Annotated in this window: 12 protein-coding genes; all 12 read left to right on the top strand. The window is 59.2% G+C overall.

Annotated features, from left to right (window positions below; genetic code table 11):
• Window position 1: 1 nt before the first annotated feature.
• The 12 genes from FHK95_RS05890 to FHK95_RS05835 all read left to right on the top strand — a co-directional run bounded on the left by FHK95_RS05890 (window position 2) and on the right by FHK95_RS05835 (window position 14,513).
• Window positions 2–1,153 carry an acetyl-CoA C-acetyltransferase gene (locus FHK95_RS05890; RefSeq protein ID WP_150303668.1) on the top strand — a complete coding sequence of 384 codons (1,152 nt, stop codon included), beginning with the start codon at window positions 2–4 and terminating at the stop codon, window positions 1,151–1,153.
• Window positions 1,154–1,218: 65 nt separating this feature from the next.
• Window positions 1,219–2,103 carry an SDR family oxidoreductase gene (locus FHK95_RS05885; protein ID WP_150303667.1) on the top strand — a complete coding sequence of 295 codons (885 nt, stop codon included), beginning with the start codon at window positions 1,219–1,221 and terminating at the stop codon, window positions 2,101–2,103.
• 15 nt (window positions 2,104–2,118) lie between these two features.
• Window positions 2,119–3,300, top strand: a complete 1,182-nt coding sequence (locus FHK95_RS05880; RefSeq protein WP_150303666.1) for an acyl-CoA dehydrogenase family protein — start codon at window positions 2,119–2,121, stop codon at window positions 3,298–3,300.
• A 10-nt stretch (window positions 3,301–3,310) separates the two neighbouring features.
• On the top strand, window positions 3,311–4,495 hold the full coding sequence (locus FHK95_RS05875; protein ID WP_150303665.1) for an acyl-CoA dehydrogenase family protein: 1,185 nt from the start codon (window positions 3,311–3,313) through the stop codon (window positions 4,493–4,495).
• Between the two features lie 2 nt (window positions 4,496–4,497).
• Window positions 4,498–5,292, top strand: a complete 795-nt coding sequence (locus FHK95_RS05870; RefSeq protein ID WP_150303664.1) for an SDR family oxidoreductase — start codon at window positions 4,498–4,500, stop codon at window positions 5,290–5,292.
• A 421-nt stretch (window positions 5,293–5,713) separates the two neighbouring features.
• Window positions 5,714–6,184 carry a MaoC family dehydratase gene (locus FHK95_RS05865; protein WP_150303663.1) on the top strand — a complete coding sequence of 157 codons (471 nt, stop codon included), beginning with the start codon at window positions 5,714–5,716 and terminating at the stop codon, window positions 6,182–6,184.
• A gap of 11 nt (window positions 6,185–6,195) precedes the next feature.
• Window positions 6,196–7,398 (top strand): acetyl-CoA C-acyltransferase, encoded by a 1,203-nt coding sequence (locus FHK95_RS05860; RefSeq protein WP_150303662.1) that lies wholly within the window; start codon window positions 6,196–6,198, stop codon window positions 7,396–7,398.
• A gap of 198 nt (window positions 7,399–7,596) precedes the next feature.
• Window positions 7,597–8,568: a WD40/YVTN/BNR-like repeat-containing protein gene (locus FHK95_RS05855; protein ID WP_150303661.1), complete on the top strand. Its 972-nt coding sequence runs from the start codon at window positions 7,597–7,599 to the stop codon at window positions 8,566–8,568.
• A gap of 9 nt (window positions 8,569–8,577) precedes the next feature.
• Entirely contained in the window at window positions 8,578–10,983 is a 2,406-nt protein-coding gene (locus FHK95_RS05850; RefSeq protein WP_150303660.1) for an efflux RND transporter permease subunit, read from the top strand.
• Between the two features lie 14 nt (window positions 10,984–10,997).
• Complete coding sequence (locus tag FHK95_RS05845; RefSeq protein ID WP_178114722.1) at window positions 10,998–12,185, top strand: helix-turn-helix transcriptional regulator; 1,188 nt, start codon at window positions 10,998–11,000, stop codon at window positions 12,183–12,185.
• A 147-nt stretch (window positions 12,186–12,332) separates the two neighbouring features.
• On the top strand, window positions 12,333–13,580 hold the full coding sequence (locus FHK95_RS05840; RefSeq protein WP_150303658.1) for a helix-turn-helix transcriptional regulator: 1,248 nt from the start codon (window positions 12,333–12,335) through the stop codon (window positions 13,578–13,580).
• A gap of 93 nt (window positions 13,581–13,673) precedes the next feature.
• On the top strand, window positions 13,674–14,513 hold the full coding sequence (locus tag FHK95_RS05835; RefSeq protein WP_150303657.1) for an SDR family NAD(P)-dependent oxidoreductase: 840 nt from the start codon (window positions 13,674–13,676) through the stop codon (window positions 14,511–14,513).
• Window positions 14,514–14,563 lie beyond the last annotated feature (50 nt).

Raw genomic sequence — 14,563 nt, 5'->3', positions numbered from 1 at the left:
CATGCCACAAGCCTATATCGTAGACGCGTTGCGCACGCCGACAGGCAGACGCAAGGGCTCGCTGTCGAACGTGCACGCGATTGATCTCGGTGCCCACGTGCTCAAGGCGCTGGTAGAGCGCAACGCGATTCCCGCCGACGAATACGACGATGTGATTTTTGGCTGTGTCGACACCATTGGCTCGCAGGCTGGTGATATCGCCCGCACCAGCTGGCTCGCCGCGGGCCTGCCACTGAATGTACCGGGCACCACTGTCGACCGGCAGTGCGGTTCATCCCAGCAGGCGGTGCATTTTGCCGCGCAGGCTGTGATGAGCGGGACCCAGGACGTGGTCGCCGTCGGCGGCGTACAAACCATGACGCAGATTCCTATTTCTTCCGCCATGCTCGCCGGGCAGCCACTGGGTTTCCCCGATCCATTCTCCGGCAGCCAGGGCTGGCAGGCGCGTTTTGGCGACCAGCCGGTCAACCAGTTCTATTCAGCTCAGCGCATCGCCAGCCACTGGAATATCAGCCGTGCAGACATGGAAGCCTTTGCTCTGGAAAGCCACCGGCGTGCACTCCACGCTATCGCCGAGGGACGCTTTCAGCGCGAGATAGTCGGTTGTAACGGCCTTAGCCATGACGAAACGCCTCGCGAGACGACCCTTGAAAAAATGGCCTCGCTGGAGCCGGTCGATCCGCAGTTTCCGGACATTACCGCCGCCGTGTCCAGTCAGACCTGCGACGCCTCGGCTGCCATGTTGGTGGTCTCGGAAGCCGCGCTCAAACGCTACAACCTCACGCCACGCGCGCGAATTCATAACCTGACCGTGCTCGGCGACGACCCGATCTGGCATCTGACGGCGCCCATTGCCGCCACCCGTAAAGCGCTGCAACGCGCGGGTATGAGCATGGCCGACATCGATCTGGTGGAGATCAACGAAGCCTTCGCCTCGGTAGTTATGGCCTGGCAGAAAGAACTGGATTACGACCCGGCAAAAACCAACGTCAACGGCGGCGCCATTGCTCTTGGCCACCCGCTCGGCGCCACGGGCGCACGCCTGATGACCACCTTGCTGCACGAGTTGGAGCGCAGCGGCGGCCGTTACGCCCTGCAGACCATGTGCGAAGGCGGTGGCCAGGCCAACGTCACCATTATTGAGCGTCTCTGATCAGAGATGCTCCCACTGGACGCGAAAACAAGCGTTCAGTGGTGCCAAGAACAGGAGCGCTAAAGATGGGTATTTTGAACGATAGAGTAGCGATTATCACCGGCGCCGGTGGGGGATTGGGCGCGGCCCATGCGCGGGTGTTCGCCAGCGAAGGTGCCTGCGTCATCGTCAACGACATCAACCGTGACGCCGCACAGAAGGTCGTCGATGAGATCGTCGCCGCCGGTGGCCGCGCCGTGGTCAATACCTCGGACATCACCCATTATTCCGACAGCGAGAATGCCGTCAAACAGGCCATCGATACCTACGGTGATCTGCACGTGGTCGTGAACAACGCCGGCGTCAACCGCGACCGCATGTTTGCGTCGATGACCGAAGCCGAGTGGGACACCATCATGGCCGTGCACCTCAAGGGGCATTTCTGCATCAGCTCCCATGCCGTGCACTATTGGCGTGATCAGGCCAAGGCAGGCAACAAGGTCGATGCACGCATCATCAATACCACTTCAGGTGCAGGTCTGCAGGGCTCTATCGGCCAGTCCAACTATGCCGCCGCCAAGGCGGGTATCGCTGCGCTGACTCTGAACCAGGCGGCCGAACTGCGCCGTTATGGCATCACCGCCAACGCTGTAGCTCCGGCTGCCCGTACCGGCATGACCACGGCGGTAGACGCGATGGCCGAGCGCATGGCCAAGCCAACCGATGGCAGCTTCGATTACTGGGCGCCGGAGAATGTCAGCTCGCTGCTGGCCTGGTTGGCGTCAGCTGAAGCGGCTCAGGTGACCGGGCGCGTCTTCGAGGCAGAAGGCGGAAAGATCTCCATTGCCGATGGCTGGCGCACTACCGAAGGCGTCGACAAGGGCGCCCATTGGCAACCGGCTCAAGTAGGCGAAGCGGTGCAGGCGCTGCTGAGCACGGAAGTACCCGCGCAGAAAGTGTACGGCGCCTAAGCCCGGAGACAATCCATGGAATTTCGCTTCACCGACGAGCAGAACATGATCCGCGATACTGCGGAAGAATTTCTGCGGGATGTATCCACCTCGGCAGCCGTGCGCGAAGCCATGGCTACCGAGGCGGGTTACGATCCGGCGCTCTGGCAACGCATCTGCCAGGAACTGTGTTTCCAGGCGATTACCGTGCCGGAAGAATACGGCGGCATGGGCCTGGGCCACGTCGAGCTGGCGGCGGTGTTGGAGCAAATGGGTCGAGTGCTGCTGTGTTCGCCTTTTTTCGCGACAGTCTGTCTCGGCGCCAATAGCCTGCTGCTCGCGGGGACTGACGAGCACAAGCAGCAATATCTGCCGGCCATGGTCGATGGCAGTCTGACCGCCACGCTGGCCTGGACCGGGCCGCAGGCGGCGCGCACAGGTGGGCAGTGGGGCTGCGAAGCGGTTACCGCGACCTGGCAAGCCACCCACGAGGGTTACCAGCTTGATGGCGAACTGCGCTATGTCGTCGACGGCCACAGTGCTGATTTGCTGATCATTGCTGCTCGTGCACCGGGGAGCCAGGGTATGGACGGCATCTCGCTGTTCGCCGTCCCGGCCGAGACTGCAGGTGTTGCTCGCCAATGGTTGCCGACCATGGATCAGACTCGACACCAGGCACAGATCACTCTTGCTGATGTCCAGCTGCCCGCCACTGCCCTGATGGGCACTGCCGGTCAGGGTGCTGCACAGCTTATGTCCCTTATCGATTTGGCCAAGGTATGTCTGGCCGCCGAACAGATGGGCGCAGCCCAGCAGCTGCTGGACATGAGCGTGGCCTACATGCAGGAGCGGGTGCAGTTCGGTCGTCCCATCGCCAGCTACCAGGCGCTCAAACACAAAGCCGCGGACATGAAGCTGAAGTGCGAAGTGGCGCGCTCGGCGGTGCATTACGCCGCCTGCGTGGCGCAGGAAGTGCTGAGCCCAGACGGCGATCAACGCATCGCCAGCGAACTCCACGAGGCGGCCGCGATGGCCAAGGGTTATTGCTCGGACACGCTGTTCTTCAATGCGGGTAACGCCATCCAGCTGCACGGCGGGGTGGGCTTTACCTGGGAGTATGACGTGCATCTCTATTTCAAACGGGCCAAGGCCAGTGAACTGTATCTGGGCAACGGGGCGGCGCAGCGTGAGCTGATCGCCGGCCTGTTGCTGGACTGAGGAAGCCAAGATGAAATTGACGTTCAGCCCGGAAGACGAAGCCTTCCGCGGAGAAGTGGCTGGCTGGCTGCGGGACAATCTGGTCGGCGAATTCGAGGTGCTACGCTATCGCGGCGGCCCCGGCGACGAACACATGTTCCCGGAAGAACGCAAACGCTGGGAGCAGAAGCTGGCCGAAGGCGGCTGGACCTGCGTCGGCTGGCCGCAACAATACGGCGGCCGAGGGGCGTCGATTGAACAGCAGGTGATCTTCTTTGAAGAATACGCCCGCGCCGGTGCTCCCGGCCGAGTCGGTCATATCGGCGAAGGGCTCGCCGGCCCGACGTTGATTGCGTTCGGCAGCGAAGAACAGAAGCAGAGTTACCTGCCCGGCATAGTCGCCGGCACCGAGCTCTGGTGCCAGGGTTATTCCGAGCCGAGCGCCGGCTCGGATCTCGCCAATGTCAGAACCAAGGCCACGCAAGATACGGCGTCCGGCAAGTGGCTCATCAATGGGCAGAAAGTCTGGACCTCGCTGGCTCATGAGTCCGACTGGTGTTTTGTTATCGCCCGCACCGATCCGGACTCGCAGGCGCACCGGGGCCTGGGCTTCTTCCTGGTTTCCATGCACCAGCCGGGCGTCACGGTGCGGCCGATCGAGCAGCTCACCGGCACCTCGGAATTCAACGAGGTCTTCTTCGATGATGCCGTGGCCGCTGACATTGTTGGTGAACCCGGAGACGGCTGGAAGGTGGCCATGGGGCTGCTGGGATTTGAGCGGGGCGTGTCGACGCTCGGCCAGCAGATGCAGTTCCAGAATGAGCTGGATGAAATTATCCGCATCGCCAAGGCAAATGGCGCAGCCACCGAGCCCAGCATCCGCCAACGTATTGCCGAGGCCCACACCGGCTTGCGGCTGATGCGCTACAACGCCATGCGCATGCTCTCGGATAACGGCTCCAGTGAGCCCGACAGTTCCTCATTGGTCTACAAGCTGCACTGGTCCAGTTGGCACCGCAATCTGGGTGCGCTGGCGATGGATGTGCTGGGTCCGGAGGCGGAAATCATCGAGTCCGCGCCTTACAACCTCACACGCCTGCAGTCGATGTTCCTGTTCACCCGCTCCGACACCATTTACGGCGGCACCAACCAGATTCAGCGCAACATCATCGCGGAGCGCGGACTCGGCATGCCCAAAGAACCCAAAGGCAGATAACCATGATAGATTTGAAGAATCCCCAATATGTAGCAGGCCATGGTCTGCTCAAAGACAAGTCGGTATTGATCACCGCCGCGGCTGGTGCCGGCATTGGTTTCGCCGCAGCAACCAGAGCGGTTGAAGAGGGCTGCCGCGCTATCGTTATCAGTGATGTGCATGAGGGCCGTCTGGCCGCTTCCGTGGACAAGCTCAAGCAGGAAACCGGACTTGCGGCCGTGTGGGGCAAGCTCTGCAACGTTGCCGACGAGACCGAGGTGCGTGCGCTGATCGACTTTGCCGAGGACAGGCTGCAGGGCATCGACATCCTGATCAATAACGCTGGGCTGGGAACAACCAAGGCGCTGATCGAGATGGAAGATGCGGAGTGGAACAAGGTCATCGATGTAACCCTCAATGGCACCATGCGCATGACCCGTTACATGCTGCAAGTCATGAAGGCGCGCGGGCAGGGTGGGGTGATCGTCAATAATGCTTCGGTCCTCGGCTGGCGAGCGCAGAAGGAGCAGGCGCATTACGCGGCGGCCAAGGCCGGTGTGATGGCGCTGACCCGCTGCGCGGCACTGGAAGCTGCAGAACTGAATGTACGCATCAATGCCGTTGCACCCTCGCTGGCAGTACACCCGATGCTACGCAAGTCCGCCCCCGAGGCCCTGCTGAAGGAACTGGAATCCCGCGAAGCCTTCGGCCGTGGCGCCGAGTGCTGGGAAGTGGCCAACGTGATGATGTTCCTCGCAAGCGATTACTCCAGCTACATGACCGGCGAGATAGTGCCGGTGAGCTCGCAGCAGGCTTGATGGTCTGGGTTGGTGTGCTGGTGTGCTGGTGTGCTGGGGTGTTGCGGTGTTGCACGCTTGCCTGCGGGCTACTGCGGACACGCCGTGAATCCATCCATGGAGGCTCGCTGTTGCCATCCCTGGCAACCAACGGTCCACAGTAGCCCGCAGCCAAGCGTGCTGCGGAAGCTGGTGCAGGCTGATGGTACCCAACCCCAAAGTCGTCAAGCTGTTGCGCTTGTTGCGAAACTCACGAAGCCATGCAAGCACGGTTCCGAGCCGCCCACTTCAGACCGTTGGTTGCCATGGATGGCAACAGCCGAGCCTACAGGGACGTACTTGCGGCGTGTCTGAGGTGGGTGGCTCGGGATCGGGCGACACGCCAGATGAACCGTCACCACCAGCCGGAAGCCCCAATCAAGGTTTAATCAGGAGAATCAACATGACCACCGTTTTCAAAAGCGCCGCTGCCCTGGAACAGGCAGTGGGCCAGTCCCTCGGCGTGACCGAGTGGATGACTATCAATCAGCAGCGCGTCGATACCTTTGCCGACGCCACCGGCGACCATCAATGGATTCACGTCGATCCTGAGAAGGCCAAGACCGGCCCGTTCGGCGGCACCATCGCCCACGGCTACCTGACCCTGTCGCTAGTGAATTATTTCCTGCCGCAACTGATGAAGGTTGAAAACCTGCAGATGGGCGTGAACTACGGCTGCGACCGCGTGCGCTTTCCGGCCCCGGTGCGGGTTGGCGCCAGCATTCGCGGTAACGGCGAAATTACCCAGGTCGAAACTCTGGCCAACGGCGCCGTACAGGTAGTGGTACGCGTCACCGTTGAAGTTCAGGGCAGCGACCGTCCCGGCTGTGTGGTGGACACCATCAGCCGTTACACCTTTAACCCAGATTCCTGATGAGGCAACCCATGCAAGAAGCAGTTATTGTCGCCACCGCGCGTACCGCGCTGGCCAAATCCTTCCGCGGTTCATTCAATGACACCGAAGCCCCGGTACTCGGCGGGCATGTGATTCGTGCCGTGGTTGAGCGGGCTGGTATCGATCCGGCGGATGTCGGAGATGTGATCATGGGCGCTGCCGTGCAGCAGGGTACCCAGGGCTACAACATCGGGCGTCTGTGCGCCTACACCGGTGGCCTGCCTGAAACAGTAGCGGGTATGGCGGTTGATCGCATGTGCGCTTCTGGATTGATGGCGATTGGCGAAGCTGCCAAGGCGATCATGACCGGTGAAATGGATGTGGCTATCGGAGGCGGCGTCGAGTCGCTGTCGCTGACCCAGACCAAGCACAAGAACACCCACCGCGCGCGTTCCGAAGCGGTAATGGAAGTGGCGCCGGCCGCGTATATACCCATGATCGAGACGGCAGAAATCGTTGCCGAACGTTATGGGATCAGCCGCGCGGCGCAGGATGAATACGCCCTGCAGAGCCAGCAGCGGACGGCCAACGCACAGGAGGCCGGGCTGTTTGCGGATGAAATTGTACCGCTCACCGCCAGCAAGCGGCTGTTCGACAAGGAAGGCTCGCCCACCGGCCACGAGCAGGTGACTGCTGATCGTGACGAATGTAACCGCACCTCGACCACCCTCGAAGGGCTGCAAGGCCTGAAGCCGGTATGGAAGGACGGTCAGTGGATCAAGCAAGGCCAGCACATCACCGCCGGTAACGCTTCCCAGTTCTCCGATGGCGCTGCGGCCTGTCTGCTGATGAGCCGTACCGAAGCCGACCGCCGTGGTCTGAAACCGCTGGGCATCTACCGTGGTATCGCTGTGGCGGGTTGCAAGCCCGAGGAAATGGGGATTGGTCCGGTGTATGCGATTCCTAAGCTGCTAGAGCGTTTCAAGCTCAAGGTCGAGGATATCGGTCTGTGGGAAATCAACGAGGCCTTCGCCAGTCAGGTGCTGTATTGCCGCGACACGCTGGGCATCCCCAATGATCGCCTGAACGTAAACGGCGGCGCCATTTCCATTGGTCATCCGTTCGGTATGAGTGGTGCGCGTATGGTTGGGCATGCCCTGCTGGAAGGGCGTCGCCGCGGCGTACGCTACGTGGTCGTTTCCATGTGTATCGGTGGCGGAATGGGCGCAGCCGGGCTATTCGAAGTCCTTTAATACTGTCCCTCCGAACCCCCTCCTGCCTATCTGTTTTCTTGTAAGCCGTTTGGACGATGTTCGCAGATCTGATCCGAATCACCATCGGGTCAGACTCTGCGGTCGCGGCTTTGTCTCTGGACAGCGACCCAGTTCATATAAAAACAAAAGGAAACGGCCTCCAGGGCTAGGAATCCGTTTCCGTTGATGGATTGCGCCATGAGCAAACTAATCAGCTATGCCTTCTGTGTGGTCGTTGCTGCCCTGGTGATTTACGCCTTTTCACCTCGAAGTGAGCAGGACCTGGATACCGCGCACCTGGATCTCGGGCGGATCCAGATCAACGATCTGATCCGTGTCGATGACGCCCTGGTAGCTGTCGGCGAAAGGGGCACCATTCTCAAGAGCCGTGACGGCGGCGAAAGCTGGAATGCCACGAGCCGGGAGGTCGATATTCCGGCCACGCTGACCAATGTCAGCCGAGTCAGCGATGGGGTTCTGTTGGCGGCCGGGCATGACAGCCTGATCCTGCGCAGTACCGATAACGGGGATAACTGGGAATCGGTCATGCACGATACGGAACTTGGTGAGCCGCTGCTCGGCACCTGGAGCCCGGACGGACGTCAGGTGTATGCCTACGGCAGTTTCGGAAAGTTTTTCGAGTCCGGTGATGCAGGTCTCACCTGGCAGGCGACGGACCTGCCGATCCAGGGCGAACACTTGAATGACATGGCCGGTGATGGAGCTCTGCGCATCGTCGTCGGCGAGATGGGGCTGGTACTCCGCAGCACCGATGCCGGCCAGACCTGGGAGCCCTTAGAGGCTTTCTATAACGGATCGCTGTTCGGCGTAACCAGTCTGGGCAATGACGCCTGGATTGCCTACGGCATGCGCGGCAATGTCTTTTTCAGCCAGGACGAAGGCCTCAATTGGGCGCAAATAGAGATTCCGCACAAGATGCCCTTATACGGTCATGCCCTGGCTAATGACGGCAGTGGCGTAGTGATTGTCGGCACTGGGGGCTCGTTCGTGAGCATCGATGACCAGGGAAATGTTCTGGACACGGGCTTTCTGAAAGGCCTGGGCACTTTGACCTCTGCGGTCACGCTGCCGGATGGCGAATTGTTCGTGGCCGGGCAGCGCGGTGTGCTGCAGGAGAGCCAGGACCTGCTGGCCGTTACAGGTAAATAGGAGAGCGTCATGAGTAAAGGCAACCGCTTGATAGATCGCACCGTTGAATGGAGTGCTGATCGGCTGCTGGCCTGGCGCAAGCCTCTGCTGGCGCTGTTCATTCTGATTACCATTGCGCTTGGCTACAGCGCTACACAGGTGCGGTTGGACCCTGGTTTCAACAAGCAGATCCCGGTCAATCACCCGTTCATGCAGAACTATCTGCATTACAGCGAGATTTTCTCGGGCGCCAATACCATGATGGTAAGCGTGCGCTGGAAGGGCGAAGGCGACATCTACAACGTCGAGTTCCTGGATACCCTGCGCAAGGTGACTGACGAGGTCTTCTATATTCCCGGCGTGCGGCGGGCCAGTGTGCGCTCGTTGTTTACACCGGACGTGCGCTATATCGAGATTACCGAGTTTGGCTTTATCGGTGATGTCGTCATCCCGCCTCATTTCAGCGGGACCCCGGAAGACCTGGCTCAGGTGCGTAGCAATACGGCGCGCTCTGGTCAGGTGGGCCGACTGGTCGCCAACGACTTCAGTGCTGCGATGGTCACCGCCGACTTGCAGGAGATCAATCCGGAAACCGGGGAACAGGTTTCCTATGTCGACATCGCCAAGCAATTGGAAGAGATCCGCACGCGATTTGATAACGAGAACATCGAGATCAACATAGTTGGCTTCTCCAAGCTGGTCGGCGACGTTGTCGATGGTCTGATAGCCGTGATGGGATTCTTTGTCCTCGCCTTTTTCATCACCGCCGCGTTGTTGTGGCTCTACACGCGTTCGATAAAACTAACTGTGGTGGCGCTGACAGTGGCATTGATGCCGGTCGTGTGGTTGCTCGGCTTATTGCCGCTGCTCGGGCTCGGGATTGATCCCATGTCGATCCTAGTGCCATTCCTGATTTTTTCGATCGGTGTATCCCACGCGGTACAGATGACCAATGCCTGGAAGCAGGATGTGCTTGCCGGGAGCAGCTCCATAGAAGCCGCGCATGGCGCCTTCTGCAAAATATTCATTCCCGGTGCGCTCGCGCTGTTGATGAATGCGCTGGGCTTTGGCGTGATCATGCTGATCGATATCCCTATCGTTCATGAGCTGGGCGTCACGGCCTGTATCGGCGTGTTGTTGATGATCATCACCAACAAGATGATGCTGCCCATCATTATCTCGCACATGCATCTGGAACCAGGCGCTGGCAAGACCAATTACGTTGCGCCAGGTGAGAAGCACAAGCTGTGGTGGCGGTTGTCCGTGCTGGCTACACCCGGTCCGGCGCTGGTCGTTTTTGCCGTGAGTTTAGTGCTCCTGATAGGCGGTGCCTGGAAGAGTCGGGATCTGGTTGTAGGTGACGTGGGAACTGGCGCACCCGAACTGCGTGACGAGTCTCGCTACAACTACGATAACGCCAATATCATCAGCCGTTATTCAATTGGTCTCGATGTGCTGTCGATCTACGTAGAAGCGCAGGGAGCTCAACAATCCGAGGCCTGTCTCGATCCGGACGTCATGCGGGCGGTTGAGGAGATCGATTTCCACGCTCGTAGTATCCCTGGTGTCCAGTCCGTTCAGAGCGTGGCAGGAATGGGTAAGGTCAGTATTTCCGGTAATAACGAGGGCAACCCCCGGTGGGCCGCTATTCCGGGTGCGTCGCGCGGGTTGCAGCCAGGCTCAACGGCCTACTCCAGTTCGCATGGCCTGGTGGTCGATGGTTGCGAAACCATGCAGATTCTGTTGTTTCTAGCCAACCATGAGGGCGGGACGGTCGCGAACGTCGTTGATGAAGTCGAGCAGATCATCGCTAACGTGGATGAGCCGAAGGTTGAGTTCAAGCTTGGTGGCGGCAACGTAGGTGTGATGGCGGCCTCCAACGAGGCGGTGAAAAAAGCCGAAGTGCAGATGCACGGTGCCCTGCTGTTATCCGTCGCCTTGTTCTGCTGGCTGACCTTCCGTTCCTTCCGCGCCGTGTTGTGCATCATCACGCCCTTGGCCATTGTTGCCACGTTGTGTAATGCAGTCATGGCCACCTTTGGTATCGGCCTGAAGGTGGCAACGCTACCCGTTCTGGCACTCGGCGTAGGTGTGGGCGTGGACTACGGTATCTATCTATATGAACGGATGCAGCACGAACTGGCGATGGGCAAGGATTTGCGCACCGCGTTTTACGAGGCTATGTGTCAGCGCGGCACGGCGGCGCTCTTCACAGCATTCACCATGTCGATTGGTGTAGGCACCTGGGCCTTCGCTCCGCTGAAGTTCCAGGCTGATATGGGCATTCTGCTGGCCTTCATGTTCCTGGTGAACGTGTTCGGTGCAATATTCCTGTTGCCCGGTCTGGCTGCATGGTTTCACCGGTCCAAGTCGCTGGTGTCAGTAAAGGTGGCGCCTAATGCGCCCACGTCGCTGACCGGTCTGGAGCAGACCTGAGCATGGGGGCGGGCGTGGCACAGGGACTCGCAACCTTGAGTCTCAATGACTATGACTCGTTGTTGGGGGAGTTCTACAACTCTGCCATCGACGAGCATAGCTGGAGCGACTGCCTTGCCCGGCTTAGAGATATCTATCAAGCGAATTTCGTCACGCTCATTCTTCGAGCACCGCGCCATCGGGATCATGGCGTTATGCTGGTGCTCGGGGCCGAGGATACCGAAGCTGGCCTTAACTTTGACTACCCGGGGTTGCCAACCCCATTGATCAGCTCGGAAGCAAACCAGGTATTCACCGTCACTGACCTGATGAGTGAAGACGCCTGGATTGAATCGCGTTACTACCGCGAATTCTGCAAGCCTCGCTCGATTCATCATGTGCTAGGGGTGGATATCCTGCCCCCAGGTTCGGGAGTATGCCGTTTTCGTATCACGCGACCTTCTTCACAGGCCGACTTCAGCGCTGCCGAGAAAACCTTCTGCACCCGATTGATCTCGCATTTCATGCGTGTATTGCACATACGTAACCTCCTTACCCGCAACGAATCACTCAACACCTTGTATTCCCAGGCAGCAGGTCGGTTGGCAGTGGCAACTCTGGTTCTGGATGAAAGGGGGCGATTGATTGAGACGAACTCCCTGGGTCGAGACTTGCTGGTCGCAGCTGATGGTTTGCGGCTGGTCGAGGGCCGCGTCACAGCGACCTATTCGGGCGACAACAAGCGTTTGTATGAAGCGGTGAACAGCATCCTTTGCGCTATGCGAAGCGGATCTGCCGCGGGCACCGGTGCGCTGTCGATTGCGCGCTCATCGGGGCAGCCGTGTCTTGGATTGGTGCTTGAGTCGGTGGCATCAGAGGAGTGGGCCAATGGTGAGAATCAACCTGCCATTGCGGTGTATGTACGAGACGTCAGCGGGGTTCCGATGATCAATGCCGATCGAGTCCAGCAGATCTTCGGTCTTACCCGAACAGAGGCGAGCGTTGCGATGGAGCTGGCGAACGGCGCTTCGCTGGAAGAGACCGCCAACGCGCTCGGAATGCAACGTAGCACCGCGCGGGCGCATCTTCGAGCCGTCTTTTCAAAGACGGGTACACGTCGACAGACAGAGCTGGTACGGATCATTCTTAACAGTGTGATCGGTCTTGCTGCCAGCGAGCAGAAGTCGGCACGGCTAGACCGACCAGTCCGTATCAATCTGTAATATTCGCGAGACAAATAACTCGCAGTCGAGTGTCTCGGGAAGGTTATAGTTGGCTGTGTCTTTCAGGGATCGAGGGTCAAGGCAGGACGCCACATAATAAAACCTGGTCGTCAAAGTAACGACGCATGAAGTACCTGGAGAGCAACAATGACAACGATAATAGAGGCCGAGACTGCCTTCGCCGCCGGACGGCTCATATCAATGGACGAGTATGACCGCATTGTCGGATGTATTCATGATGGGGCGTTGGAAGACGACCGATTGTCCGCCGCCCTCGAAGAGCTACGCCTGCTTTTTCGCGCCAATTTCGTAACCCTAATCCTGCGTATTCCGGGTGTTGAGGACGTCGGATTGATGATGGTCGCTGGCAATCTCGAAGGGCGCGGAAGGGTCACTTATTACGCCTATTATCACAACGACACGCCGTTCTCAGGCCAGCCTGTCGACAAGGTTTTTACGCTCGATGATGTAATGACCGAAGATGAATGGCGCAACTCGGTGTACTACCAGGGGTACTCCAGAGACAACGATGTTTTCCATGTAATGGGCGCTGACATTTCCACGCCGGAAGCGGGTGTATTGCGCTTCCGTATCACACGCCCGGAATCCGCCCCGCGATTCAATCAGGAGGAGAAGCTCCTTTGCTCGCGGTTGCTGCCACATCTTCGCCGTAGCCTTCACGTCCACAATCTTCTGGGGCGTAGCGAGTTGCTGGGTAATCTCTACTCGCAGGCGATCAACAGACTGTCCGTCGCGACTCTGGTGCTGGACGATACCGGAGCGGTGTTGCAACTGAACGACGTCGCGCGTGAAATGCTCAAGTTGTCGGACGGATTGAAGCTAGTTGGCGGCCGTCTGGAGGCCAATTATCCAAGCGACAATCGCAACCTGCACAAGATGATCCGAGAAGCTGCAGAGTCGCATGACCTCGGAATGGCAACTGAAGCCCGGGAAGCGCTTTCCATTGCCAGACCATCCGGCGAAGTGAGCCTGGGAGTGGTCGTCGAGCCGGTGCCTTCGATGGAATGGGCAGAAGGCAAAGGTCAGCCCGCGGTCATGGTTTACATCCGCGATGCGGTGGGCAGATCACAAGTCGATGCACGTATTGCCAAGGAACTGTTTAACTTCACTCCAGCTGAAACCGCGTTGGCGTTAGAGCTGGCCAATGGTCTGTCGCTGGAAGAGGCTGCCGAGAATCTTGGCATCATGCGTAACACTGCGCGGGCTCATCTCCGTGCGATTTTCTCCAAGACTGGCGTACGGCGGCAGGCTGAGTTGGTGCGCGTCATGCTCAATAGCGTCGTTTCCCTTGGTCAGGGTGGGATCTCGCCCTATCGCGGCACCAGCGCTTCGTTGATCAAACCTGAGGTCAAGCCGCTGCGCACCACGGGCTGATCTGGATGACAATCAAATCGCTGTCTGGTCCGAATTGACCATGCTCTAACCAACCCGTTCAGCAATCATATGGATCCCAGACGGAGGATCCATATGAACAAGGTCGCTTTTATCACCGGTGCCAGTCGCGGCATTGGCCGCGCCACCGCTCTCGCTTTTGCCCAGCAGGGATACGACATTGTCCTCAGCGCGCGAACTCTCGCCGAAGGTGAAAAGCACGAGCACGCCCTGACCACTGGCGATGGGCTGCCGTTGTCTGGCAGCTTGCTGGAGACCGCCGCGCTGGTGGAAAAGCTCGGACGCAGGGCATGGACCATCCGGATGGACCTTCTAGATGCCGACTCGGTGCTTTCAGCTGCTGCGGCTGCCATCGAGCAGGCAGGCCGGGTCGATGTGCTGGTCAACAATGCGGTGTATCAAGGTAACGATCTCAACAGTTCATTCATGGATCTAGGTCCTGACACCCTCGAGCGCGTCTATCAAGGTTACCTGCTTGCGCCTTTTCTATTAAGCCAGCGTATTGCCTCGCATATGGTCGCGCGTGGGGATGGCGTGATTATCAATATCACCTCGGGGGCGGGCGAAACCGATCCGCCAGTAGCCGCAGGAAAGGGCGGCTGGGGCTACGCCTACGGGGCAGGCAAGGCTGCGGTATCGCGTCTCTCCGGGATTATCACGACAGAACTGGGTGACCAGGGCCTGAGAGCCTATACGGTGAACCCTGGCGTGGTGACGACTGAGGCGTTGAAGGTAACCATTGGCGAAAAAGGCGTCATTGCGCTGCGTAACGGTTCAGCTCCGCCAGAAGTGCCAGCCAAGGTTATCTGCTGGCTCGCCTGTGAGGATGTAGAAGGCTTACATCAGAAAAGAACGATCAATGCGCAGCCCTTCGCCCTCAATCAAGAAATCATCGCCGATTGGCGCGTCAAGTGAGCCGGTCGAGCATCTAGTCCGAGTGGAGGATGAAGCAAACTGTTGGCTTG

It is taken from the genome of Pseudomonas saliphila (genome assembly GCF_008638345.1).
Classification (GTDB): Bacteria; Pseudomonadota; Gammaproteobacteria; order Pseudomonadales; family Pseudomonadaceae; genus Halopseudomonas; species Halopseudomonas saliphila.
Note: the sequence above shows the minus strand (reverse complement) of the source record. Positions and strands in the feature narration are given on the sequence as shown.